At 66.7% G+C, this 23,333-nt stretch carries 27 protein-coding genes; 12 read left to right on the forward strand and 15 right to left on the reverse strand.

Features of this window, described 5'->3' with window-relative positions:
* The first annotated feature begins 54 nt into the window (after nt 1-54).
* A complete protein-coding gene (locus NM1_RS33975; protein WP_084520301.1) occupies nt 55-690 on the forward strand; it encodes a TetR/AcrR family transcriptional regulator C-terminal domain-containing protein in 636 nt (211 codons plus the stop codon).
* Here the strand turns inward: NM1_RS33975 and NM1_RS42720 are convergent.
* The 5 genes from NM1_RS42720 to NM1_RS33995 all read right to left on the reverse strand — a co-directional run bounded on the left by NM1_RS42720 (nt 662) and on the right by NM1_RS33995 (nt 5,507).
* On the reverse strand, nt 662-943 hold the full coding sequence (locus NM1_RS42720; protein ID WP_147288830.1) for a hypothetical protein: 282 nt from the start codon (nt 941-943) through the stop codon (nt 662-664). The two genes, NM1_RS33975 and NM1_RS42720, sit on opposite strands and share 29 nt — an antisense overlap.
* A complete protein-coding gene (locus NM1_RS33980) occupies nt 922-2,580 on the reverse strand; it encodes a dolichyl-phosphate-mannose--protein mannosyltransferase (protein ID WP_084520302.1) in 1,659 nt (552 codons plus the stop codon). The genes NM1_RS42720 and NM1_RS33980 overlap by 22 nt, the downstream gene beginning before the upstream one ends.
* A gap of 70 nt (nt 2,581-2,650) precedes the next feature.
* The gene (locus NM1_RS33985; RefSeq protein ID WP_147288831.1) at nt 2,651-3,787 is read right to left on the reverse strand and encodes a hypothetical protein; all 1,137 of its coding nucleotides are present in this window, start codon (nt 3,785-3,787) and stop codon (nt 2,651-2,653) included.
* Nucleotide 3,788: 1 nt separating this feature from the next.
* On the reverse strand, nt 3,789-4,271 hold the full coding sequence (locus NM1_RS33990; protein ID WP_068029725.1) for a hypothetical protein: 483 nt from the start codon (nt 4,269-4,271) through the stop codon (nt 3,789-3,791).
* A gap of 99 nt (nt 4,272-4,370) precedes the next feature.
* The gene (locus NM1_RS33995; RefSeq protein ID WP_084520303.1) at nt 4,371-5,507 is read right to left on the reverse strand and encodes a DUF1152 domain-containing protein; all 1,137 of its coding nucleotides are present in this window, start codon (nt 5,505-5,507) and stop codon (nt 4,371-4,373) included.
* Between the two features lie 25 nt (nt 5,508-5,532).
* Here NM1_RS33995 and NM1_RS34000 point away from each other — a divergent pair, with 25 nt between their 5' ends.
* From NM1_RS34000 to NM1_RS34025, 7 genes are all read left to right on the forward strand, one after another.
* A complete protein-coding gene (locus NM1_RS34000; RefSeq protein ID WP_068029833.1) occupies nt 5,533-6,279 on the forward strand; it encodes a GntR family transcriptional regulator in 747 nt (248 codons plus the stop codon).
* A gap of 231 nt (nt 6,280-6,510) precedes the next feature.
* Complete coding sequence (locus NM1_RS34005) at nt 6,511-6,825, forward strand: hypothetical protein (RefSeq protein ID WP_068029731.1); 315 nt, start codon at nt 6,511-6,513, stop codon at nt 6,823-6,825.
* Nucleotides 6,822-7,058: a hypothetical protein gene (locus NM1_RS42725; RefSeq protein WP_147288832.1), complete on the forward strand. Its 237-nt coding sequence runs from the start codon at nt 6,822-6,824 to the stop codon at nt 7,056-7,058. Before NM1_RS34005 ends, NM1_RS42725 begins: the two co-directional genes overlap by 4 nt.
* 112 nt (nt 7,059-7,170) lie before the next feature.
* Complete coding sequence (locus NM1_RS34010) at nt 7,171-7,500, forward strand: hypothetical protein (protein ID WP_147288833.1); 330 nt, start codon at nt 7,171-7,173, stop codon at nt 7,498-7,500.
* Nucleotides 7,501-7,614: 114 nt separating this feature from the next.
* Nucleotides 7,615-8,892: a hypothetical protein gene (locus NM1_RS34015; protein ID WP_246010790.1), complete on the forward strand. Its 1,278-nt coding sequence runs from the start codon at nt 7,615-7,617 to the stop codon at nt 8,890-8,892.
* A gap of 7 nt (nt 8,893-8,899) precedes the next feature.
* A complete protein-coding gene (cyaB, locus tag NM1_RS34020; RefSeq protein WP_068029739.1) occupies nt 8,900-9,475 on the forward strand; it encodes a class IV adenylate cyclase in 576 nt (191 codons plus the stop codon).
* Between the two features lie 180 nt (nt 9,476-9,655).
* On the forward strand, nt 9,656-10,204 hold the full coding sequence (locus tag NM1_RS34025; protein ID WP_068029743.1) for a hypothetical protein: 549 nt from the start codon (nt 9,656-9,658) through the stop codon (nt 10,202-10,204).
* 3 nt (nt 10,205-10,207) lie between these two features.
* On the opposite strand, the gene NM1_RS34030 is transcribed toward NM1_RS34025, so the two are convergent.
* The 7 genes from NM1_RS34030 to NM1_RS34060 form a co-directional block, all read right to left on the reverse strand.
* Entirely contained in the window at nt 10,208-10,867 is a 660-nt protein-coding gene (locus NM1_RS34030) for a Crp/Fnr family transcriptional regulator (RefSeq protein WP_068029745.1), read from the reverse strand.
* Nucleotides 10,864-12,849: an adenylate/guanylate cyclase domain-containing protein gene (locus NM1_RS43640; protein ID WP_068029748.1), complete on the reverse strand. Its 1,986-nt coding sequence runs from the start codon at nt 12,847-12,849 to the stop codon at nt 10,864-10,866. Before NM1_RS43640 ends, NM1_RS34030 begins: the two co-directional genes overlap by 4 nt.
* Before the next feature lie 253 nt (nt 12,850-13,102).
* The gene (locus tag NM1_RS34040) at nt 13,103-13,837 is read right to left on the reverse strand and encodes an SDR family NAD(P)-dependent oxidoreductase (protein WP_068029753.1); all 735 of its coding nucleotides are present in this window, start codon (nt 13,835-13,837) and stop codon (nt 13,103-13,105) included.
* A gap of 111 nt (nt 13,838-13,948) precedes the next feature.
* Nucleotides 13,949-14,506: a TetR/AcrR family transcriptional regulator gene (locus NM1_RS34045; RefSeq protein ID WP_246010791.1), complete on the reverse strand. Its 558-nt coding sequence runs from the start codon at nt 14,504-14,506 to the stop codon at nt 13,949-13,951.
* A 146-nt stretch (nt 14,507-14,652) separates the two neighbouring features.
* On the reverse strand, nt 14,653-15,963 hold the full coding sequence (locus NM1_RS34050) for a cytochrome P450 (protein WP_068029759.1): 1,311 nt from the start codon (nt 15,961-15,963) through the stop codon (nt 14,653-14,655).
* 167 nt (nt 15,964-16,130) lie between these two features.
* Nucleotides 16,131-16,541, reverse strand: coding sequence for a nuclear transport factor 2 family protein (locus tag NM1_RS34055; protein WP_068029762.1), 411 nt, complete (start codon nt 16,539-16,541; stop codon nt 16,131-16,133).
* A 113-nt stretch (nt 16,542-16,654) separates the two neighbouring features.
* Nucleotides 16,655-17,317 (reverse strand): TetR/AcrR family transcriptional regulator, encoded by a 663-nt coding sequence (locus NM1_RS34060; RefSeq protein ID WP_068029764.1) that lies wholly within the window; start codon nt 17,315-17,317, stop codon nt 16,655-16,657.
* Between the two features lie 159 nt (nt 17,318-17,476).
* Here NM1_RS34060 and NM1_RS34065 point away from each other — a divergent pair, with 159 nt between their 5' ends.
* Nucleotides 17,477-17,704: a hypothetical protein gene (locus tag NM1_RS34065; RefSeq protein ID WP_068029767.1), complete on the forward strand. Its 228-nt coding sequence runs from the start codon at nt 17,477-17,479 to the stop codon at nt 17,702-17,704.
* Nucleotides 17,701-18,033: a hypothetical protein gene (locus NM1_RS34070; protein ID WP_068029770.1), complete on the forward strand. Its 333-nt coding sequence runs from the start codon at nt 17,701-17,703 to the stop codon at nt 18,031-18,033. Before NM1_RS34065 ends, NM1_RS34070 begins: the two co-directional genes overlap by 4 nt.
* Before the next feature lie 24 nt (nt 18,034-18,057).
* Here the strand turns inward: NM1_RS34070 and NM1_RS34075 are convergent, their stop codons facing one another.
* Entirely contained in the window at nt 18,058-19,356 is a 1,299-nt protein-coding gene (locus NM1_RS34075; RefSeq protein WP_068029773.1) for a flavin-containing monooxygenase, read from the reverse strand.
* A 102-nt stretch (nt 19,357-19,458) separates the two neighbouring features.
* Here NM1_RS34075 and NM1_RS34080 point away from each other — a divergent pair, with 102 nt between their 5' ends.
* Together NM1_RS34080 and NM1_RS34085 are read left to right on the forward strand one after the other, a co-directional pair.
* The gene (locus NM1_RS34080; protein ID WP_068029775.1) at nt 19,459-19,914 is read left to right on the forward strand and encodes a MerR family transcriptional regulator; all 456 of its coding nucleotides are present in this window, start codon (nt 19,459-19,461) and stop codon (nt 19,912-19,914) included.
* A 56-nt stretch (nt 19,915-19,970) separates the two neighbouring features.
* Nucleotides 19,971-21,548 carry a flavin-containing monooxygenase gene (locus NM1_RS34085; RefSeq protein ID WP_068029779.1) on the forward strand — a complete coding sequence of 526 codons (1,578 nt, stop codon included), beginning with the start codon at nt 19,971-19,973 and terminating at the stop codon, nt 21,546-21,548.
* Here the strand turns inward: NM1_RS34085 and NM1_RS34090 are convergent.
* A complete protein-coding gene (locus tag NM1_RS34090) occupies nt 21,512-22,489 on the reverse strand; it encodes a glycine betaine ABC transporter substrate-binding protein (protein WP_068029782.1) in 978 nt (325 codons plus the stop codon). The two genes, NM1_RS34085 and NM1_RS34090, sit on opposite strands and share 37 nt — an antisense overlap.
* Nucleotides 22,486-23,223 (reverse strand): ABC transporter permease, encoded by a 738-nt coding sequence (locus NM1_RS34095; protein WP_114699420.1) that lies wholly within the window; start codon nt 23,221-23,223, stop codon nt 22,486-22,488. Before NM1_RS34095 ends, NM1_RS34090 begins: the two co-directional genes overlap by 4 nt.
* Between the last annotated feature and the right edge of the window lie 110 nt (nt 23,224-23,333).

Below are 23,333 nucleotides of genomic sequence, written 5' to 3' on the forward strand. Positions count from 1 at the left end.
CCCGGCACGCTCGGGCCACCGCGCCCTCGTATTCCCGGCACGCTTTTAGCCGGGATGACCAGACGTGGCTTGAGCCGGGACCGACTCGTGGACATCGCCCACGAGTTCGTCTCGGCACACGGCCTGGACGCGTTGACGATGCGGCGTCTGGCCACGGCCGCGGAGGTGACCTCCGGCGCGCTGTACAAGCACGTGCGGGATCGCCGAGATCTGCAGCGCGCCATGGCCGATGCAATCTTCGGCGCGGTGGACATCGCGGATGTCGACCTCGGCAACCCGACCGCCGATCAGGTGGTCCACTGCTGCGAGCGAATGCGGCACGCCATGCTCGGTTTCCGGGATGGCGGCCGCATCGTCGCGGGCTCCTATTCCCCGTCCGCCGCGACGCTGCGGGTATCGGGCACGCTGCTGAGCCTGCTCGAGGCGGTCACGCTGCCGCAGTACGACGCCGGAGAGATCGCACTGGTATTGCGCTCGTACACAACCGGTTTCGTCATCGAGGAACAGGCCTATCTGGAACTGGTCCAGGCCGACGAATGGGAACCGCTGGTGCGCAGCATCTCGTCGAACGGCCACGGACGAACCGACAAGACCAGCGACCTCATCGCGCTCATGACCAGCGACCGAGGCAAGCGCTTTACCTCAGGCCTGGCATCGATACTCACGGGTCCGGTACTGCCAGCCACCTAGCAGGCAGCAATCCTGTTTCCGGCATGCCCACAACACTCACTTCCGGCATGCCCGCGACACTCATTTCCGGCGTGCCCGCGACACTCATTTCCGGCACGCCCGCGACACTCATTTCCGGCATGCCCACAACACTTATTTCCGGCACGCTTTTGGCCGGAATCCCTCTTCGCCACAGGTAGATTCCGGCCAGAAGCATGCCGGAAATAGGGGCGGGCATGCCGGAGGGCCAGATCAGCTCCAGCTGGGCAACCATAGGTGGTTGTGCCAGGTGCCGACGGTGATGGGCAGTCCCGTAAGGATCGGCCACAGCCAGATGAAGTTGGCCACGACCAGGCCCAGGTACAGGCAGACCGCGAGCAGGTTCAGGTTGCGCCGCTCGGTGGACAGCAGGAATCGGTAGCCGCCCGCGCGGTGGGCGAACGGTGCGGGGCCGAGGATTTCGCCCAGCATCAGCGCGAGACCCATGACCAGGAACGGTGCCATCGGGACCGCGTAGAAGTAGTACATCTGCCGATCCAGATTCAGGAACCAGGGCAGGAATCCGCCGAAATAGCCGACGAGCACGGCGGCATAGCGCCAGTCGCGGCGGGTCGCGCAGCGCCAGATCGCCCAGGCCAGCATCGGTATCGACAGCCACCACAGGGCCGGGGTGCCGATCAGCATCACGGCCTTCACGCACGACGATTCACCACAGCCGCCGACGGCGCTGTCGGAGTAGTGATACAGCATGGGACGCAGGCCCATCGGCCACGACCACGGCTTGGATTCCCAGTCGTGATGGTTGCCCGCCGAATTCGTCAGGCTCTCATGAAAACTCAGCGATTCGCCGTGGTTGTGCCACAGCGAACGCAGCGAGTCGGGAATCCAGGCCCAGAATCCGCCGCTGCCGATCGGATTCTTCCCGGCGCTCTGATTGCCCACCGAATAGCGGTCGTAGCCGTCCTCGCTGGCGAACCACGCCCCGTAACTGCCGAGATAGACCAGCACCGGAATCAGAACGAGAGCATAGAGCGCGGGGACGATATCGCGCACGGCCGTACCCACCCACGGCCGCGGCACACCGTAGGCCCGGCGGGCGGCGAGGTCGAAACACACCGACAGCAGACCGAAGGCGGCGATGAAGTAGAGCCCGGACCATTTCGTGCCGCAGGCCAGGCCGAGCAGCACCCCGGCACCGAACCGCCACCAGCGCACGCCCAGCCGAGGACCGAATTCGCGGAATCCGGCGGTCACGCTGCCGAGTCCGTTCGCGGCTCGGCCGACCGGACCCGTCGCCGGGATGCGCCCCTCGGCGGCGGCGCGGGCGAGCCGGGCCCGCACCTCATCACGGTCGACGATCAGGCAACCGAAGGCGGCGACAGCGAACACCGTCTGAAAGATGTCGAGCATCCCGATCCGCGACGAGACGAAGGTGGTGCCGTCGCAGATCAGCAGCAGACCGGCGACCGCGCCGAGCAGCGTGGACCGAGTCATCCGCCGCGTAATGCGAACCACCAGCAGCACCAGCACGATTCCGAAGACCGCCGCGGAGAACCGCCAGCCCCACGGCGTATAGCCGAAGACCAACTCCCCCAGCGCGATCATCTGCTTGCCCACCGGCGGATGCACCACCACCCCGTACGCCGGATTGTCCTCGACCCCGCCCCCGGTCACCATCTCCCACGCCTGATGCGCGTAGTACTTCTCGTCGAACGACGGCGTGCCACCATCGGTCGGATAGTTCAGATTCAGCAGCCGAGTCACCGCGGCCAGCGCGGTAAGCACGATGGTGACCACCCACCCGCGCACCCGATCGGTGGGCCCGAAATCGGCGGAAGGCCGCAGCGGCGCCGGACGAGACATGGCCCGGCCCACCCCGATCGGCGGCCGCGCGTCGGTCAGCTGGGTCACTTCACGATCGTATGCGGTCCGCGGCGACGCCCATGCAACGCCGCGGATTCGATAGCTTCCGAAGCGACCGCTAGCTGGCCAGCAGATCGAGCAGGGAGCCGAAGATGAACAGCCCCAAGGCGATCCACCGGAGAGGGTGCGCCGGACGTTCGCGATTCATCACCCAGACGATCGATCGGGTCATCGGCACCGGTAGGTAGCAGACGACCACCCAGAGCCACGCCAGAATGGCTCCGGCGCGGCGGCGCTTGCCGGGGTCGGTGACCACGGACGCCAAGACCGCGAGGATCACCACCGCGATCGGAACCGCCACCAGGAGCCCCGGCCGCTCCCATCCGGTCCGCCACTCGACGATGACCAGGGCCAGGCTCCCGAGGACGAGACCACCTAGCAGAATCGAGCCGATCGGCTCGACCCACCGGCTGACGTCCTCGGCATTACGCCAGGCTGTTCTGTCCTTTTCGGACAGTCCGTCGACAAAGGCCGATTCGACCTGACTCTCGAAGATATTCCGGCCGTGCACGCATTCCCATTTGGGGACGGGACGATCCGGGGAAGACACCGGGAGATCATCGACTACCGCGTATTGAGGCATGGCATATCTGCATGAGGCGCACGTGAATTCGCCGTCGAACGCTCCGGCCAGGGAGGCCAGCAGTGACTCGTACTCCGGCGTACCGGGTTCTCGCCGCGTCGCGGTGAGGTCCGACTTCACACGAGACTCCAGTGCGCGCAGACGCTCGAGTAACTGCGCCGCGCCGCGCGTGGCCGTGACCCTGGTTCTCGCCGCCCGGAGGCGTTCCGCATACCGCCGGCCGAAGTCGTCCAACGCGGCCGCACCGAGCAGATCGAACACCACGGGGAGCCCGGCTACGAGCTGAAGCCCCTTCCCGAGGCGCCCCCAGAACAACACCGACCGCCCCAGCAAGAGATCGGCCTCAGGTAACGGCCCCCGCGACCACCGCACCAACAACTCCCACCACCACCCACGAAAAACCACCCCCGCAACCAGCAGCAACGCCCCAACCACCCACCATGCGCGACGGCCAACCCGATGCCGTTCGCCCGCCACGTTCTCTCCACCCATACCCACGACAATCGCCCAATGCCCACACACCCGTCCAGCCGACATCAACTGTTCGGCCGTCATCGGGCCTGCACGAGGGCGCCCGAAAAGAGCCCGGGCCAAGCCGATCGGCGTCCGCACCCTAGGTTCGTGCGGCACCCTCCGGCCACACCACAACCACAGGCAGTCCCCGCCGCTGTGCCGACGCAACCACACTTCCAGTCCCGCTCGGTTGTCCGTCCTGCCCGTCCCACACAGCGACCAGGCGATCGCACCTGCCGAGCACGGCCTCGTTCGCCGCTTCATACGCCGCAGCACCTGCGTCATCGAAGTCCATCACCCGCACAGTTTCGGCGCGGTCGAGAAGGCTGTCGAACAGCTCCGCGTGATCCGGCTTCACCTTCCGTTCGCGGTAGTTCCGCGAAGGAATAACGACCTCCAACCGACCGCCGATATCGAGAACAGCTTGCGCGAACACTGAATCAGCACCCCGGGCAATACAACTCACCCCCACCAGGTCGGCCGCCGCACCGGAGTCGGCCAACCGACGAGTGATCTCGGCGTAGACCAGTGGCACCGTGTCTGCCGCGAGGTTCATATGCCCGGTCACACCGATGCGCACCATCAACAAACTCTCCCTCTATCCCGTCGTGATGACCATCGGCCGGATCGGTCGTCCCGCGAAAGTCGGCTGGTTCCCGATGAATACATGCCGGACCCGTGATCAAACCGGCCGGACCGCATAGAGCGGTGGTCGAAAGTGGCTCGGGCGGAATCGCCTGAGTAGTTCTCGCAACGCCTCGGTCGCCGACGGCTCGATAGCATGAACCATCTCGGCGACGCGGCGCACCGTCAGCGCATCGACGCGGTTCTGCGCTCGGTCGACGTATTGGTCGATGACGTCCAGCACCTCGGCGGTCGGCATCCGGATTTCGGCCTGCTCGCCCGCTGCGCGTCGGCGTTCCACGTCGAGTTCGCTTCGGCCGCTGCGCCGATCCCGGAGCAATTGCTCGGCCTCGTCAAGACTCGTCGTGGACACGAGGGGTGCGGCGAGCGACGCCTCGAACAATCTTTCGGCCTCCAACTCGTAGACGTAAGTGGCTGCGGCGGTGAGAGATACGACAGCGGACCGCTGTGTCTCGACGCGTCCGCGCCACCCATCAGCCGCCGCAGCGAGTAGAGCGTTGGCCTCGGAAGGATGCCACGACCAGATGTCGGCGAGCGGCGCGGCATCACGTGGCGTCAACTCGCTCACCTGGCGCGCTCCGAGCTTGTCCAGCCGAAGATCCAGCTCCGGGCCCGACAGTTCGCCATCCAATCCCATACCTGCCACGATCACCCGGGTGTGCATCCCGGATCGCACTGCCGCAGCGAGCGCGAGCGAGTCCGCCAGTGGTGTCCGCAACGATGCCTCGTGCCCCTCCGCGAGAATGTCGCCGCCCGCATCGACTACTATCACCTGAGTCGCGTCGAATGCGGTTGCGGCACAACGAATAAGCTCGGCGATTCCCACCGCGCCCGCTGCCGCCTCCAGCAAGAGCAGTGGCCTGTCGAGATAACCGGCCAGTCGCGGCAATGTCGATCGGCCCTTCTTCAGCGCGGCCGTTACCGGAATCTCCAGCACGCCGTGGCGGATCCGCAACCCCTCGAAGTCGTCTCGTGTGCGAGGACCAGGCGCCGGATCGATCATGAACCGGTCCCACGAATAGCTCATGACCGCCTTGATATCCAGGTCCGGCATAGCCGTCCCGAGCATCGCGGCAGTAACAGCATCGCCGCCACCACCGGCCGCAATCGCTATCGCAGCCCCCATCGCTGCACCACCGCCAATCTTCTCGATTCGTATAGTGGCCAGTGGCATACGGTAGTTCGCGGAGGTGGAACAGTTGCCCGAGATCGAAGAGGTACTTCCGAAGTACCTGCAAATCGCTGGATATCTGCGCGACCAGATCGTTCGGGGCGATCTACCACCGGGCGCCGAGGTGCCTTCCGAGCGTGAGCTGGCCGCAGCGTGGAACGTTGCCCGTCCGACCGCCACGAAGGCCCTGCAGGCGCTCCGCCAGCAGGGACTGGTCGAGTCTCGGCGCGGATCCGGCACGTATGTGCGTGAGCCCAACGCGGCACCGCGCACCCGCGAACGCATCGAGCGCGCCGCGAAGATGGGCACGATGTACTCCAATGCCGAGCGTGTCGAGTTCCCGTTCGTCGGCATGGTGGATGCACCCGAGCATGTCGCGTCATCGCTCGGAATCGCCAGCGGGAGTCTGGTTGTGCAGCGGCGCCGCATCATCCGGAGCGAGCACACCGGGCCGATCGAGCTGTCCACCTCATGGTTCCCTTCGGCTCTCGCAGATAGCGCGCCGCGCGTGCTCGTGGCCGAGCGCATCCGCGGCGGCACCCTTCCGTATATTGCGGAAGCGGCAGGCAGGCGAGTTGCGTACGCCCGAGATCAGGTGTGCGCTCGGCAGGCCGCAGATGACGAGCGGGCCGCGCTCGATCTTCCTGATCTGTCACCTGTCTTGGTGTATTGGCTGGTGGCCTACGACTCCCGCGACACGCCGATCCAGTTTGACGAAGCGATCTACCCGCCGAAACGCTGGGCGTTCCGCCAGGAGTATCCGATAACTATCTAGATCAAAGCACAGGGCAACCGGAAGATTTCCAGTTTTTCCAAAGTGGCATACTCCACTATCCAAAAAGTGGCATAGTCCACTTGTGGACGAAAACCACCGATGCCGAGCCGGTTCCCATCCCGACTCGAGGCCGCGCCGCCGAACCGGCCCGCCACCCACGGGGCTCGCTAGACGACACGACGGTTCCTCGGCATCGCGGAAACCCTGCCGTACTAGCCACCCGAGGTCCCGATGACGTTCCCGCTCGTCATGATCATCGCCGCACTCGTAATCCTGTCGGCCATCGTCTGGTTCGCACCAGACACCCTGCCGCCGGCACCCACCCTGACCCATCCAGCTCCAGAGGAACCCGCCATGGATACATCGGTGTGGCCTGTCGGATGGCCGCACGAAGCGCCGGACCGTCCGATGTCAGTCAGCGATGCGCGCCATTCGATGCAACGTCATCGTGACTGCTACCGCGAGGATTGCCCCCGCAAACGCGCTGCCTACCAGACCCTGGTCGACGCCGGGCATATCAAGCCGGACTCCGCGAGGGTGTCGTGATCCTGAACAGGCCACTGCCGCAACGCATCCCTACCGAACTGTTGTGGGCTCGGCCCGTCATACTCCCGTCCATCGACGTGATGCTGCGGGTCATCGCCGCGTTCGGTGAAGCGCCGAAAGTACACGACACCATCGCGATCATGCTGATTCGGCACTGGATGCGGGAGATCAGCAAAACAACCAATATCGATCAGGAGTCGCATCCCGATGAGCCCCGTCCCATCAGTCGATGAACTGCTGGCCGCGATGCAAGGAAACTATGACCCTCAGCATCCGCGAGCCGAAATCCTCCGTGCCGCATGGCTCTTGGCCAAGAACAGACACTGGTTCTGTCCAGGATCCGTCGTGGCAGTGCATCCCGTGAGCACGCACGGACCCGGCATTCACGTCGAGAACGGCACCGAAGCCCTCGCGGCCTTGGATGTGGACCTCGCCAACATCGTCGATGACGCGCTGTTGGGCCGGATCGCCGAGTCTGTCGACGGCAACCGGGAATACGCGCTGGCCCTCAGCGAACTTGCCCTGGGCTGGGCAGCTGTCGCCGACGCGCGAATCCAGTTCGGGCAGTGCTGCGACGCCGTCGCTGAGGAACGATTTGCCGAAGCTGCTGCTGACTACGTTCGGATCGCAGGCGGGCCGCCGATAGTGGCGGCCAATTCGCCGACAATGAACTGACCGCAGGGGGCACACATGAAGGTCGGCGTGAATCACTTTGCCAGCGAGTACAAGTCGGCTGCGCAGTACCTCGATGTCGCCGCAAATGACCACGGGGACGAGAAGGGAGTTCTCGTGCATCGTGCACTGCAGCGTGTCAGCAGCGGTATCCCGCACGTCGTCGAGATCGGCCCGGGCGGTGGCGCCGCGGTCCAGTTCCTGGCCACACGGCTGGCCGACGATAACCGGCAGGTCCGGCTGACCCTCCTCGAGGTGCCCGGCGTGACGTCGCAGTCGTTGACTGCGGCGATCGACGATTTCAACGAGGTCGGCTCGTGCGTCCTCGTACACGGGTGGGCACAAGACATCACCAGCCTGCTCGGCGAACCCGTCGACGTGATCTCCGCCTCCGCGCTGCTGCACGAGGTCTATTCCTACGGTGGTGCCTACTCGGGCCTGCACACGATGATGCGGATCCTTCCGACCGTTATCCGTGACTATGGGTACTTCGTGTACCGCGACGTGTACGCGGTCGACGCGCCCAGCCTGCATGAGCGGGTGGTGCAGTCCTACAGCACGCAAGCGTGGCTGCAATTCCTGAGGTTGTTCCTGCCCCACTACCTGCGCGAGGGCATCCACCCGTACCACCATCACGACGACGAGGTGGTAGCCCGGCAGAACTCGCGGATCGTGCCCGTCGCAGACCTCGACACCCGGGTATGCGCGGTCATCGAAGCACCCGTCGGTATCTTCCGGGAGGTGCAGCGTCACTACATCACTTTCCGCGACCATGTGTGGCGTTCCGGTGTTCTCAGGTTCCGACCAGTTCTCGACGGCCCACTGGCCGATGACTGGATCGACTTCCGTTCCGGACACAAGCGCGTGCACTATGCAGTCACCGAGTCGGATTGGATGCCGACCGCGCAGACGTCGAACCTGTTGGCGGTGAGTGAGTCGTTCGGCGACCATATGGTGGTCGACGGCGATATCTTCGATGCCGTCTCCGATGTCGCGCTGATGGCGTTCATGACCGCGGCTGAATACGACACAGACTGCGCGCGCACCTGGGAGAGCTGGCGGGCGCGAGAGGGTCGGGAAACCTACGCATACCTCACCATCGACGAGCTGTTGGCCGCGTTCGCCGTGAATTCGATCGAGGCATCGGCCCACCAGGACACGGTTCTGATGCCGGTCAGCACGGAGGACGTGTTCACCCGAGACCGTCGCTACTACAACCGGTTCCTGTCGAAACGACTACCGAACCCGCTCACCGATGCGAAGCAGTTCGTGTTGTTCCAGAACATCCCGGTCAACGACACCGATATCGTGCAGCGCGCGCTCGACTCGCTGCGACAGTTCTGCTCGAAACCCAGTCTCGCCCGCCTCCACACCGCCATCCACTGGAGAGGATGATCACCGTATGGACCTGATTGAGGTCGAACGCAAACGCGAATTGCCCGACAGCGCATCCCTCCGCCAACGGCTCATCGAACTCGGCTACCGCGATGAGGGGGAAATCGACGAATGCGATGTCTACTACAGCCGCCCTGACGTGAACTTCATGGAAACTGTTGAGTGCCTTCGTATCCGGCAGCGCGACAGGTTCGCTGAGATCACCTACAAGCCGCCGTCCAACACCGACACCCACAGCGCAACCGGCGTGATCGCGAAGCGCGAAACCAACTTGTCCCTGTCCGGCCCCGAACAGGCTGGCGCGGCGATGGCACTCTTCGAGGCGATCGGGATGCTCGAACTCGCGCGGGTTGAGAAGGCCCGCACCGTGTATCGGCACCCAGTCCACGCCGGTGCCGTCGTTGCGATCGACAGCGTAACCAGGGCGGGCGTGTTCGTCGAAACGGAAGTGACGGCCACCGACAGTGACGCCGCCACAATGCATCTCGAACGGATCGAAAAGGAGCTCGATATCGCCGACTATCCGATCGTGCGGCTGCCCTACCGGGACCTGGTGATGAAGGCCGACCGCAACCAGCCGTGAGCGCCGTGGCGCGGACCTGAGCGTCACCGCGCAACGGCGATCGGTGGGCCGCGCGCAGCGGGTCTCGGGCCGGGTTGTGTCGGCGCCGACACACAGTGGGTGTCGGTGGGCGAACAGAACATTAGGGCTCGAATCCGAAGAATTGCCGTCATCGACCACGACATCCCTTCGGAGGAACCCATGTCGAGATTTACCAGAACGCTCAGTACCGTCGCGGTCGCCATCGGTGCCGCTGCGGTGGTGTCTCTGTCCGCCGCGCCCGCTGCTACTGCTGCCCCGGCGGCGCCGGTGCCGGTTTCCGCGCCGGTGCTGGCGAAAACCCAAGGGTGGCTGCAGATTTACAGTGGGCAGGCGCCGCAGGGCGCCAATGCGGTGTCGCTGCGGGTCTTCAACGACCCCACGGTGGGCTACCGCGTGACCAATGCGAACGGCCGCGCGCTCTATCGGTTCGACAAGGACACCGCGCAGCCGTCGCGCTCGAACTGCAACGGCGACTGCGCCGTCACCTGGCCGCCGCTGCTGGTCAACCGCGGCCAGGCGCTCTATGTCGAGGGCATCGATCCCGCCCTGACCGGATTCATCGAGCGCGCCGACGGTTCCTGCCAGATCACCGTCGGCGGCTGGCCGGTGTACTACTTCGCGAAGGACAAGAACCCCGGCGAGCTCCTGGGTCAGGGCGTCGGCGGCGTCTGGTTCGCGGTGTCGCCCACCGGCGGCAAGGCGAAGTAGCGATCAGCCTGCGGCGCGGAGCAGCGCCGCGCGGTCGACCACGGTGATGCGGCCGCGAGTCAGGGCCAGGATGTTGCGCTGCTGCAGATCGCGCAGCACCTTGTTGGCCGTGGCCCGTGTCGTCCCTGCCATCGACGCCAGGTCGTCCTGGTTGAGCCTGATCTCCGCGATCGGGCTCGATCCCCCATAGATGCGGGCCAGGTCGACAAGACGCCGCACCACCCTGGTCTCCACCGGCAGATACAGCGCCTCGAGCACCTGCGCGGAGAGCCTGCGCACCTGCGCCGCCAACGTGCCGATGATGACACGATCGATCGCCGGATAGGTCTCCCGCAACGCCGTCAACTGCGCACGGCTCAGCGTCAGCGTCTCGGCGTTCTCGACGGCCTCGACCGTCGCGGTGCGGCGGGAATTACTGTCCGCCACAGCCAATTCGCCGAACGAGTGGCCCGGGCCGAGCATCGTCAGTGTCGCGGTGTTCCCGAACGGAGTAGCGACCCGGACGATGAGCCTGCCGGACTTCACCAGATGCAGGCAGTCACCGGGATCGCCCTCGTGACAGAGGATTTCCCGGCGCTTGAACCGGCGCGGCGTGCAGGAGGCGAGGATCTCCCGCCGCTCCAGGTCGCTCAGCCCACGCAGTATCTCGAAATCCGTTGTCACCGTAGCCCATCCAGCACATAGCAGGTCACCGGTTCGCTCCGGCCCTTGACGGTCACCGTGCCGCGGCTGCGCACCTGTGCACGCGCACCGAGCTGAGCACGGGTCAGCGAGCCGATGACCACGGTCCCCGGTTCCGCCAGACTCTCCAGGCGCGCAGCGAGATTCGTCGTATCGCCGATCGCGGTGTAGTTACGCATCTGCGGCGCACCGACATTGCCGACCAGCGCCGGACCGGTGTTGACCCCGACCCGGAAGCGCGGCCAGCCGGGATGGGTGTCCGCGGTCTCGGCGACCACCCGCTGCAGTGCGAGACCGGCACCGGCCGCCCGCAGCGCGTGGTCGGGCTGCTGCGCCGGCGCGTTGAACAGCGCCATCACCGCGTCGCCGACGAACTGCACGACGGTCCCGCCGTGGTCCAGGATCACCGGCACGATCGCGCCGTAATACGTATTGAGCATGTGCACCACGGCCTCCGGGGTCGAGGATTCGGAGAACGGCGTGAACCCCGACAGGTCCGCCATCAGCACGGTGACCTCGGCGATCCGGCCGCCGAGCCCCGCCTGGGAGGGATCGGCGAGCAGCGTGGTCGCCACCGCGGGCGACATGTAGGACCGGAACAGCCCGTCGAGCTGCTGATACAGACGTGCGTTCTCCAGCATGACCGAGGTCCGGTCGGCGAACGAACGCAGCAGCGCCAGTTCCGCGTCGCCGAAGGCACCGTCCGCGGGCCGCGCCTCCAGCACCCCGGCGTGGCTGCCCTTCACGACCAGCGGCAGCGCCACCGCCCGCGGATCCATGGGTCCGCCGTCGGGGAAGATCAGCGTTCCGCCTCGAATCAGGCCCAGCCGGAACCGATCCCGCTCGAAGGCCGCCGCGACCAGGCGCAGCACCTCGTCGAGCAACTCCTCTTCGCGGCGGATCACGTTGGAGCGATCCCCGATCGCCGCCAGCGCGCCCAGCCTGCGGACCTGTTCCCGCTCGCTGCCCAGCGCGTGCGCGCCCTGCTGCAGCACCGCGACCTGACGTTCGGTGAGCCCGAATCGCTTGGCCAGCCGGACCCCGACGGCGCCCAGCGGCTCGATCGAGGCCACGCCGCCCTCGGCGCGCTCGCGCAAGGCCTCGACCATCTCGTTCAGCGCGTGCGCGTAGTCACGCTCCAGCCCGGCCATGGTCCGCTGCAACGTGACCCCGTCGAACAGCCCGAGAGCCGAACCCTCGCGACGGAATTGCAGATGCGCGCTGGCGGAGATGAGCACGAACGCGGCCAGCATCAGCACATGCCATTCCCACCACGAGGTGTGCCAGCTGCGACCGAATCCCACCGCGAACAGCGCCTCGGCCAGCAGCACGAAGGCGGTCAGCACGCTGAGCAGTACCACGCCGCGCCGTCGCAGGAACTGCCCCGCATAGCCCAGTGCCGCAACGAAATAGCACGCCGAGCCGAGGAAGGCCACCACGATCAGCGAGCCGCGGGCCTCGGCCGGATCGGGGACGTGATCCAGCGGCGGCAGCCCCGCCAGCGATACCAGCGCCCAGACCGCGAGCAGGACCGTCGGCAGTGCGGAGAGCACCCACGCGAACCGGTGCAGCCGGGCGGCCGCGGCCGGCCCGAACTCCACCGCCGACGCCAGCGCCGCGACACCGCCGAGCGCCAGCCCGACGGGGACGGCATACACGAAACCGGCGTTCGGCTTCTGCAGAATCACGCCGGGCGTCGCCAGCGCGTGCACGCCGAGGAACCCCGCGCTGAACTGGAACACCAGCGACACCAGGATCAGCCGGGCGTCGCGCCGCACCCGCGCGGCCCGGAACAGCATGACGCCCAAGGCCATAGCCACGGCGGCGGTGGCGAGCACCAGCCAGAAATGCATCCCGTGATGCTCGTAGTCCACATCGAGCGAGGGCCGGGAAACCAGCAGCCACAGCCCCCACGCCGGTAGGGAGACGTGCCCCAGCCAGAGCAGAACCTTGACCCTCGACACGATCCGAACGCTACCGCGCTACTCGGCCGGGTGAGAGGCGAACGCGAGCTCACAGTGCGGCTCACACCGTCTGGAACGGTGCCGGTTGTAACGCGTTGCGGCGATGCGTGATCGCCACCGTCGTCGAGCCGCGCAAGCGTCGCGAGCGACGCGTCGCCGCCGAGGAATGGCCGACGTGGGGCCATCGCAAGATCGCCGCATTGATGCGTGCCGACGGCCACGAGGTCTCCACCTCTACGGCCGTGGCTTGGCCTCAGACCTGGGCGAAGCCGCCGTCCACGGCGAGTTCGGAACCGTTGACGTAGCTGGATGCGTCGGAGGCGAGGAAGACAGCCGCCGCGGCGATTTCCTCTGGTTCGGCCAATCGGCCGAGCGGAATTGCCGCCGCGGCCGCGGTGAGCTCGTCGGCCGGGACCAGATCCTGCAAACCCTGCGTGCGGGTACCGCCAGGGGAAAGCATGTTGATCCGGTACCGACGCTCCCCGGCGTCGTGGGCGAACCCGCGCACCAGGTTACGGAGCGCGGCCTTGGTCGCCCCGTACACGGGCAGATACGGCTCGGGCCGCGAGGCCGCCGTCGATCCGGTGAGGATGATCGAGGCCCCCGGCGACAGCAGCGGCAGCGCCTTCTGCACGGTGAACAGCGAACCCTTGACGTTGGTGGTGAACATGGCGTCGAACTGCTCCTCGGTGATCTCACCCAACGGCGCCACGATCCCGATCCCGGCGTTGGCGACCAGGACATCGATCCGGCCCGCCTGCTCGGCGACGGCCGAGTAGAGCCGGTCGAGGTCTTCGAGCCGGCCCACGTCGCCGCGAATCCCGGTGACCTCGGGGCCGAGTTCGGCCTCGACCTCATCGAGCTGCGCCTGGCGACGACCGGCGACGAACACTCGCGCCCCCTCGGCGCGGTAGGCCCGCGCGATCGCCAGCCCGATACCCGCGTTCGCCCCGGTCACGACCGCGACCTTGCCCTCCAGCATCTTCATGACAGCTCCTGTACATATTATTGACTGTTCAGTCCATAACTCTCCCGTATATGGACCGTGCAGTCAATAACCCGAGTGGCGCTGTGCCGTACACCACTGCGGCAGGAATGCTCAGGACGCAGGCAGCAGGCCGTCGAGCAGACCCTCGGCCATGGCCGACAACGCGGCCGGATCCTGACCGACTCGACCGAGCACGACCAGCCCGAGCTGACCGGCCAGCACCGCGCGGGCGGTGACGTCCGCGTCGAGACGGGCCGCGACATCACCCTCGCGCTGCGCTCGTCGTACCGCGTCGGCCAGTACGGCAGTCGTCGAGGCGTAGCTGCGCCGCGCCTCCGCGGCCACTTCGGCGGCGTTCACCGACAGCTCCATCGCGGTGTTGGCGAGCAGGCAACCCCGACGAGCCTGCACGCCGCTGGGATCACGCACGGGCCCGGTCACGAAATCCCGGATGACATCGATGCCGCGCTCGGCTTGCTCGAGCCGGCTGCGCAGCATTTGATCATTGGCCTCGTCATACATACGCAGCACGCGCAGGAACAGGCTCTTCTTATCTCCGAATGCTCCATACAAGCTCCCCTTGCCGAGCCCACTGGCCATCAGGAGATCTTCGAGCGATGTGCCCGCGTACCCGTTGTCCCAGAACACCGCCTGCACAGCCGACAGCACGCGCTCTTCATCGAACTGTCGTGGACGTGGCATGGGTCTATGCTATCCATGCTGGACCGATCGGTCCAGTATGGGTGCGGGGCGGCGACGTATCCACGGCCCGGCAACCGTCGGCTATCGGACCGAGGTCGAGGCATGCATGTCCGTCACGGCGCAGGGCTGAGGTGCCCACGTCCACTGCAGTGTGATCCGAGAACCACCGGAATGCGTGCGTAGCCACGGAGATTGACCAGTTCCCGGCGCTGCGGTTCGCCTCCGATCCGCAGTTCCGGGAAGCGCTCGTGCAGCGAGCGGAGGGCGATCGCGCCCTCCGTCCGGGCGAGGGTGGCGCCCAGGCACGAGTGCACGCCGCTGGAGAACGACACGTGGTCTCGGGAATTGGGCCGCGTCACATCGAAGGCGTTCGGGTTCGCGAAGACCTCGGGGTCCCGGTTCGCGCCACCGACCAGCATCGTGATCATTTCACCCCGCGCAATCACATGACCGTCGATCTCCATGTCGCGCAGCGCCTTTCGTGCGGTCAGCTGCACCGGACTGTCGAATCGGAGAATCTCCTCGACGGCGTCGGCCCACAGCCCGGGCCGCGCCCGCAACAGTTCCAGCTGTTCGGGATTGCGGTGCAGCGCGACGACGCCGTTGCCGATGAGATTGACGGTGGTCTCGAATCCGGCACCGGCGATCAGCGCCGCCGAATACATGAGCTCCTGCCTCGTCAGCTGCCCGCCGGTGACCAGCGCGCTGAGTATGTTCTCGCCCGGCTCGGCGCGCAACCGGTCGAGATGTTCTTCCAGGAAGTCGCGGCTGTCGCGCAGCCCCTCCTGTGCGCGGCGGTAGGCCCGCCAGGAGATGCCGACGTCGAGCAGGGCGGCACCGGCCTCGCCCGCGGCGAGCATCCGGGCCCGCACATCGGCTGGGACACCGAGCATTTCGGAGATGATGGCCGCGGGCAGCTCCGCCGCGAAATCCGCGATGAGGTCGGCGGAGTTCCGGGCTGCCAGCGCGTCGAGCAGTTCACCGGTGACCTCGTCGATCCGGTCGGTCAGGCGCCGCACCGCACGCGGCGTGAACTCCCGCGCGACCAGCTTGCGGTAACGCGTGTGGTGCGGCGGGTCGACCGCGATCATCGCCGGCGGCTCGATCGGGTTGGGCAGCTGCGGATCAGTGGCCCGGATGGCGGCGAGCAGCGGCCGCGGCAAATCCATATCCGCGGGCCCGGCCACACCGAAGTCGTTGGAGCGCAGCGTGTTCCGGACGATATCGTGGTCGGCGGTCACCCAGGTGAAGGGTGTGTGCACCAGGCGGCCCCGCGCCCGGATGCGGTCGGCGAGCAGGTACGGGTTCGCCCGAGTGCGCGGGTCGGCGAGGATCCGCGCGAGCGGCTCACCCCGGCGGGCCTGCACCTTCAGGAAGGCCCGCGGCAGACCGTGCATCGCCGCCCAGCGGATCCTGGTCTTCATCGTCGGACATTAACGCCGCGAGCACGTCCGGCGCATCGTGCCGGGGTGTGAAAACCGCGTCCTACCGTGGTCCGATACACCTTGCCGAAGCCTGCTTCTGCACCGATCCCGACGGCAACGGCTGGGTGGTGCAGGAGGCCCCTGCACCACTCGCCGAGCGTTGACGGCTACGGCGTGATGGTCGCGAGGACCGCCGCCGTGTCCTTGTAGAAGGGGCGACCCTCCACGATCAGGCCGTCCTGCACCTTGATGCGCGCGAAGACCTCGGTGACCAGTTCGCGCCCGGTCTTCCGGGAGACGAACCGGACGCGCTCCCACACCGCGGCGGTATCGCCGTCCTCGACGGAGTTGACCTCCAAAGCCTCGATCTCCGACCAGGTTTCGCGCACTGTGGCCAGCGTCCGCTCCAACTCGGCATAGCCGCGATGCTCACCGCCGTAGGGCAACGCATCGGCCTGGTACACCACGGCGTCGGGTGCGAAAACCCGGCGCACCGGTTCGAAGTTGCCGGTGGCCAGGTATTCCACCTCGGCCGCGTTGTACCGCTCCAGCGCTTCCTGCACCTGCTCGACACTCATTTCGAGTTACCCATCTCTCTGCAAATCGCTTCGCTCTCAGGAACGTTCACGAAACTACCGAGCGGCGAGGGTGGTGAGGAGGGCCGGAGACGACAGCAACCGGACCCGACGCGTCAGGCTCGGGAGTCCGACGACCTGGCCCGGGCGAGTTCGGTGATGGCGCTGGTCGCGTGCCGGTCGAACCGGGCCCGGGTGATGTCGAGGGCGCCGTCGAGCCAGGGGCGGTAGAGGAAGGCCATGGCGCCGAAGATGGCGTGGGCGTTGAGCCGAATATCGGTGTCGTCGGCGGGATTTCGCTTGCGCTCGGCCCCGGCGATGCTCAGTGCGATGGGCGCGGTGAATTCGACGACGAGTTCGTTGCCGCGCTCCCCCAGCGCCCGCGTCGCCTGCGATTCCACGAACATGATGCGGCCCCGCCGCGGATCCTCGTCCATGTAGTCGGTGAAGCGCGCGACCACGTGCGCGAAGATGCGCTCCGGCTCCGGCGGGGCGGCGGTCAGCGCGGCGAGCAGGCGGTCGCGGGCGCCGAGCACCACCTCGTCGAGGACGGCCAGCTGCAGCGCGTCCAGGTTCGGGAAGCTCTCGTAGAAGTACCGCTCGGTCAGGCCCGCTTCGCGGCACACCGCGCGCATCGACATCCCGGCCGCGCCGACCGTGCCGAGCAGTTCCAGTCCCGCGTCGAGCAGCTGTCTTCGGCGGGTGGCCGTGCGGTCCGCGGGTTCGACGCCCCGCCAACGCCGCGACTCGCCCTTGGGCTCCTCGGCGGTCGTCGGCATGCCCGCATCCTCTCACAGCGGAGGCTTCCCAGTGTTGACATCGCCTGCTGTTGACATCATGTGATGTCGATAACTATCTTCGGGAAGTCCCCGCACGATCCGAGCGATTTATCGCTCCTCGTACACCTTGCGGCAGATCAAGCGTTTCGAGGAGAACGCATGAAGTTCGGGCATGCAGCACAAGCGTTGGTGCTGAACATCCTCCGCCCCGGCGGGCTGCTGTCGGCGGCCCAGATCCAGCGGCAAGCCCAGCTGACCGGCTGGAGCACCCGTACCGCACTGACGCGGTTGCAGGCCCGCGGCCTGATCGTCGCCGTCGGGTACAAGGAGTGCTGGCAGATCAGCGAGCGCGGCCGCGCGAGCGCCGGAGCCCGGGACGACTCATGACAGCCCTGCGGCCGCTGATGCTCGGTTACCTCTGCGACGAACTGGTGGACGACCCCATCCGGTGGGAGTCCCACCTCGCCGAGGTGGCGGCCGCCGCGGGTTTCGACCTGGGCGAGGTCTTCCACGAGCCGAAAATGGATTCCGGCCTGCTGCCGCCCCAGTTCCTCGCGCTGCTCGACGCCCTGCGCCGCGCCGACGCCCACGTCGTCGCGATACCGGCGGGCCACCTCAGTGGCCACGCCGTACCGCAGCAGTGCCTGCTGGATCGCCTGAAAGACGGTGCGGGCGCGAGCATCCACGAGGTGCTCCCCATCCCGATCATGGGGTGACCCACCGCGGCCGCCGGGCACGTCTCACGGCGCGATGATCGATTCCGAGGATCCGGTTCGCATGACGTAGTCGATATGTATCTGGCGGGCGATGAACCGGCCGTTCTCGACATTGGCGCCGATGGCCGCCGTGGCGAGCGAATTCCCGTCCGGCAGTCCGGCGTAATACAGGCCGGGAATTGCGCCCAGGATTCCCTTCTGCTGGATCGGCACCCCGCGATCGTCGAGCGCCCGGTCCGGCAGGATCCGATAGTCCGGGCCGAATCCGGTGCACCAGATGATCGTCGTGATGCCGTGCCGCTCCAGGTCGAGGAATTCCCCGAAATCGGCGATGCCCGCGAGGTTCACGCCGGGGGCCGGGTACTGCTCGGGCGCGACGAATCCGCGCCGGCGCAGGCCCGTATCTATCTTGTCGAGTATTTCGCGGAAGGACGCGGCCGATTCCTCCGCTACCGCCACGACATTGTCCGAAAGGCGGAGCACACCGCCCTGCGCCCCGCGCACCGAGCCGACGAGCACCACTCCCTTGTCGGCCAGCGTCCCGAGATTCAGTTCCGCGCCGCCGTCCTTCACGCCGGATACCGGCAATCCGGGCAGTCGCCGCAGGTCGTCACCGGCGCTCACCGTCACGAAATCCTCGTACAGGGAGAAGATGTACATCCATTCGTGGATGCTGCGGCCGCGATAGTGGCGGGGGTAGGCGCGATGCCGCCCGACCGACACGTAGACGCGACGCCCGGCATCCGCGAGTTCGTCGGCGATCTGCTGACCGCTGATTCCCGCGCCGACAACGAGAACGGCCCCGTCCGGCAGGGATTCGGGATTGCGGTAGTACCGCGAGTGCAACTGCTCGACCGACGCGTCGATATCGGACACCAGTTCCGGCATTCGGGGCATGGCATAGCCGCCCACCGCCGCGACGATATTGCGGGACTCGACGACGCCACCGGTCGACAGGTGCGTCCGGAACCGCGCCTCGTCGCCGTCGGCGGCATCCGGGATGCATTCGACCGCCCGGACGGGAGTCCGCTGCCATACCCGGAGATTGCGCTCCTCCACATATCGACGCAAATGCCGCGCCAACTCTCGCCCCGGCATACAACCGTCCGGATCGTCGCCGTCGTAGTCCCAGCCCGGGAATCGAACCGATCGGTTCCCGCTGCCCACGAGCAGACTGTCCCAGCGCTCGTGCGCCCACGCCTGACCGATCTCGGCCTTCTCCAGGACGATCGCCTCGCGGCCCAGGTCCTGCAGCGCCGCGGCCACGCCGCAGCCCTGCTGGCCTGCGCCGATCACGACCGTCTCCGAGTATTCGCGTGCCATCGGAATCAACCTCTCTGCCATCGTTCTCCGTTAGGGTTGCCTAACAACAGCATGTGAAGTCGGCTTCAGATCAAGACCACGGCAACGGGAACGGCTGGTGACATGGGCAACACTCCGGCGGCGGACACGGGAACACGCGACGGCGACGACCTGATCGGAATCGGCGCTGCCGCACGCCGTTTCGGCCTCGCCGATTCGGCACTGCGCTACTGGGAGCAGCGCGGACTGCTCCGCCCGGCACAGCGCCGATCCCGGTGGCGCCTGTACGGCCCGGACGAACTGCACCGGATCGGACTGATCCAGATGTGGCGGGAAACCGGCCTGATGAACCTCGACGAGATCGCCACGATACTCACCGCGCACAGCCATGATTGGCGCCGCGCGGTCCTCGCGCGGATCGACGCGATCGAGCAGCAGCAAAAGCGCCTCGCGGCCGCGAAGGCGCACCTGGAACACCTGCTGAACTGCCCCGACACCAGCCCCGCGGACGAGTGCCCCTACCTGCGCGAGATGACCGCCACCCGCATGGCGGACGGCGACCGGAAAGCAGCACCTTGAAGGCTGTCCCAGACAGTCGTATGCTGGACTGACGTCCGCAGCAAAGGATTTCGACGATGAACTCCACCAACGGCTCCCGCCTCGCCCCGCAGTACGAGGTCGTGATCATCGGCGCCGGACTCGGCGGTATCGGCGCGGGCGTGGCCCTGCGCAAGGTCGGCGTCGAGGACTTCCTGATCATCGACAAGTGGGGCAAGGTCGGCGGGACCTGGTTCGCCAACACCTATCCGGGTGTCGCCGTCGACGTCCCCTCCCCCGTCTACAACTTCTCCTTCCAGCAGCGGTCGAACTGGTCGCGGTTCTTCGCCCCGGGTCACGAAATCCAGCGCTACGCCGAGGAAGTCGTCGACAAGCAGGGGCTGCGCGACAAGCTGCGGCTCGACTGCGGCTGCGAGAAGGGCGTTTTCGACGAGCGCAACGACATGTGGCGGATCACCACGGAATACGGCGACGAGATCACCGCCCGGTTCGTGATCGGCGCGGTCGGCGGCCTGGAGTCGCCGCAGAATCCGGATATCGACGGCATCGACGACTACACCGGCAAGATCGTGCACAGCGCCCGCTGGGACCACGACTACGACTACCGGGGTCAGCGGATCGCCGTAATCGGCACGGGCGCAACAGGTTTGCAACTCATCCCCGAACTGGCCAAGAAGGCGGCACAGCTGACGGTGTATCAGCGGCGGGCGATCTGGATCGGGCCCAAGCCGGACTTTCGGATGGGCCCGGGGCTCAACGCGGTGCTCAACTTCCCGCCGCTGCAGAGCACGGTCCGGCTGGTCGGCAATATCGGCGTGAACGCGGGACTCGGTGCGGGACTGGCGTTGTCGAACTATCCGCGGTTGACCTCGGCCGCCATCTCGGTCGGCGAGGCCGCCCTCAAGGGCTATCTGTTCAGCCAGGTGCGCGACCCGGGCCTGCGCCGCAAGCTGACCCCCGACTATCGGCTCGGCTGTAAGCGGCCGTCGGTGTCCAACAACTACTTCCAGGCCTTCACCCGGCCCAACGTGGACCTGAACACCACGCCGATCGAGCGCTTCACCCCGCACGGCATCGTCACCGCCGACGGCGCGGAACGGCGGTTCGACATGGTGGTGTGCGCCACCGGATTCAAGGTGATGGAGAAGGGCGCCACGCCGCCGTACCCCGTGATCGGCCGCGGCGGACGAGAACTCGGCGAGTTCTGGGACCGCAACCGCTACCAGGCGTACCAGGGCGTCTCGGTGCCGGGATTCCCGAATTCGTTCCTCATCATCGGCCCGTACGCCTACGCGCCGGGCTCCTACATACCGCTGATCGAGTCGACCACCGCGCATGCGGCGCGGGTGATCGCCGAGGCCCGCCGCCGCGGCGCGACCTGCGTGGAGGTGCGGCAGGAGCCGCACGACCGGTACTTCGCGCGCATGGACCGCCGCGCCAAGAACACGCACCTGTTCTCCCAGGGCTGCGCCGCCTCCAACACGTACTACATCAACTACCAGGGCGACGGCGCCGCCTTCCGGCCGTCGACACAGCTGGAAATGTATTGGGAGAACCGGCATTTCCCGCTCGATGACTACCGGTACTCGACCTCGGTGGCGTCCGAGGAGGAAGCCGCCTACTCGACCAGCTTCTCGCTCTTCAGCCAGTCGTAGGCGACATCGGCCGGATCCTCGCCGTCGATGTCGACCCGGCCGTTGAGATCCTGCATCAGCCCGTCGGTGAGGTGTTCGGAGATCGTTCCGATCAGCGGCCGCAGCTCCGGATACCGGTCGAGGACCGCGCCGCGCACCACGGCCGTGCCGCTGTAGGGCAGGAAGAACTTCTTGTCGTCATCGAGGACAACGAGATTCAGGTTCTTGACCCGCCCGTCGGTGGTGTAGATCATGCCGAAATTGCACGGCGCGCCCTTGGCCGTCGCGGTGTAGACGACACCGGCATCCATCCGCGTGACGTTGCCCGCCGGGACGCCGTTCGGATCGTTGTACGGGATACCGTATTTCTGCAGCATCGGAATGAAACCGTCGGAGCGGCTGAAGAATTCGTCGTCGACGCAGAAGGTCCGGTCGTGCACCGGGAGCGCGGCCACCTCCGACAGCGATTTCACCCGCAGGCGTTCGGCGGTCGGTGTCGAGGCGCCGAAGGCGTAGGTGTCGTTGAAATTGGCGGGCGGCAACCATTCCAGGTTGTAGTCGCGCTTCTCCAGGTCGTGGACGCGCTGCCAGAGTTCGTTCGGGTCCGAGATCGTCTCGGTCTGGTTGTGGTAGTTGACCCATCCGGTGCCGGTGTACTCCCAGAGCACATCGGCGTCGCCGTTCAGCTGGGCCTGCCGCGACGACGCGGAACCCGGCGCCCCGGTCATATCCCGGACATCGGCGCCCGCCGCGGCCAGATACGTCGCGGTGATCTTACCCAGCAGCACCCCCTCGGTGAAGCTCTTCGAGGTGACGACCAGCTTCGCGCCGGCCAGCGGCTGCTCGCCGCCCGGCAGGCTCGCGTCGTGGAATTTTCCCGACGAGCTGACCAGGCCGCACCCGGCGAGCATCGAAACCGTCACGGCGAGAACCGAAATCACGGTGGCCGGTCGCGCCCTCATGAGACACCTCGCGGAGTCGCGGCCAGTTCGACCAACCGGCCGAGCCAGTCGATGGTCAGCGCCAGCAGCCCGACCAGGATCGCGCCGGAGACCAGCAGCTTCGGCAGGAACAGCGTGACGCCGGTCGTGATCAGCGTGCCGAGGCTGGTCGCGCCGATGAACGTGCTCAGCGTCGCGGTCCCGACGAGAATGACCAGCGCCGTGCGCACGCCGTTGAGGATCACCGGCACCGCGAGCGGCAGCTCGACCTGGAACAGCGTGCGCGCGCCCGAGAACCCGATGCCGCGCGACGCCTCGATCGTGCGCTGGTCCACCTGCCGCAGGCCGATGATCGTGTTCTGCAGGATCGGCAGGATCGCGTACACGACGAGACCGACTATCGCCGTGCGGAATCCGGTGCCGAGCCAGAAGGTGAACAGCACGAGCAGTCCGACCGCGGGCGCGGCCTGGCCGATATTGGCGATATTGACGGCGAGGGGTTCCAGCCGTTTCAGCGCGGGGCGGGTCAGCAGAATGCCCAGCGGTATCGCGACGACGACCACGATCAGCGTGGCCACCACAGTCAGCTTGATGTGCTCGAGGATCGTGGTCCGCAGATTGTCCCAGCCGAGGGAGGCCTGCTCGGTCGCGGTCAGCGTCGTCGAGCGATACCAGAGGATGTATCCGATCCCGATCACGACGATGATCAGCGGCTCGAACCACACGTCCATCGGTATGCGCCGTAGGCGATTCATGACTTCCCGCCCGATTCGGGTTGCCCGCCGGTGGTGCCTTCTTCGGCCCCGTCATCGACGCCCGTGTTCACTGCTCCGTCGCCCGAGTTCTCCTGCGCGCCTTCGTCTCC

This window comes from Nocardia mexicana NBRC 108244 (assembly GCF_001613165.1).
Taxonomy (GTDB): domain Bacteria; phylum Actinomycetota; class Actinomycetes; order Mycobacteriales; family Mycobacteriaceae; genus Nocardia; species Nocardia mexicana.

Excerpts from the sequence above, each read along its gene's own strand:
- NM1_RS33975 (WP_084520301.1), top strand. The coding sequence starts at position 55 with ATGACCAGACGTGGCTTGAGCCGGGACCGACTCGTGGACATCGCCCAC.
- NM1_RS42720 (WP_147288830.1), bottom strand. The coding sequence starts at position 943 with ATGGTTGCCCAGCTGGAGCTGATCTGGCCCTCCGGCATGCCCGCCCCT.
- NM1_RS33990 (WP_068029725.1), bottom strand. The coding sequence starts at position 4,271 with ATGGTGCGCATCGGTGTGACCGGGCATATGAACCTCGCGGCAGACACG.
- NM1_RS33995 (WP_084520303.1), bottom strand. The coding sequence starts at position 5,507 with ATGCCACTGGCCACTATACGAATCGAGAAGATTGGCGGTGGTGCAGCG.
- NM1_RS34005 (WP_068029731.1), top strand. The coding sequence starts at position 6,511 with ATGACGTTCCCGCTCGTCATGATCATCGCCGCACTCGTAATCCTGTCG.
- cyaB (WP_068029739.1), top strand. The coding sequence starts at position 8,900 with ATGGACCTGATTGAGGTCGAACGCAAACGCGAATTGCCCGACAGCGCA.
- NM1_RS34025 (WP_068029743.1), top strand. The coding sequence starts at position 9,656 with ATGTCGAGATTTACCAGAACGCTCAGTACCGTCGCGGTCGCCATCGGT.
- NM1_RS34040 (WP_068029753.1), bottom strand. The coding sequence starts at position 13,837 with ATGAAGATGCTGGAGGGCAAGGTCGCGGTCGTGACCGGGGCGAACGCG.
- NM1_RS34050 (WP_068029759.1), bottom strand. The coding sequence starts at position 15,963 with ATGAAGACCAGGATCCGCTGGGCGGCGATGCACGGTCTGCCGCGGGCC.
- NM1_RS34055 (WP_068029762.1), bottom strand. The coding sequence starts at position 16,541 with ATGAGTGTCGAGCAGGTGCAGGAAGCGCTGGAGCGGTACAACGCGGCC.
- NM1_RS34060 (WP_068029764.1), bottom strand. The coding sequence starts at position 17,317 with ATGCCGACGACCGCCGAGGAGCCCAAGGGCGAGTCGCGGCGTTGGCGG.
- NM1_RS34065 (WP_068029767.1), top strand. The coding sequence starts at position 17,477 with ATGAAGTTCGGGCATGCAGCACAAGCGTTGGTGCTGAACATCCTCCGC.
- NM1_RS34070 (WP_068029770.1), top strand. The coding sequence starts at position 17,701 with ATGACAGCCCTGCGGCCGCTGATGCTCGGTTACCTCTGCGACGAACTG.
- NM1_RS34075 (WP_068029773.1), bottom strand. The coding sequence starts at position 19,356 with ATGGCACGCGAATACTCGGAGACGGTCGTGATCGGCGCAGGCCAGCAG.
- NM1_RS34080 (WP_068029775.1), top strand. The coding sequence starts at position 19,459 with ATGGGCAACACTCCGGCGGCGGACACGGGAACACGCGACGGCGACGAC.
- NM1_RS34085 (WP_068029779.1), top strand. The coding sequence starts at position 19,971 with ATGAACTCCACCAACGGCTCCCGCCTCGCCCCGCAGTACGAGGTCGTG.
- NM1_RS34090 (WP_068029782.1), bottom strand. The coding sequence starts at position 22,489 with ATGAGGGCGCGACCGGCCACCGTGATTTCGGTTCTCGCCGTGACGGTT.
- NM1_RS34095 (WP_114699420.1), bottom strand. The coding sequence starts at position 23,223 with ATGAATCGCCTACGGCGCATACCGATGGACGTGTGGTTCGAGCCGCTG.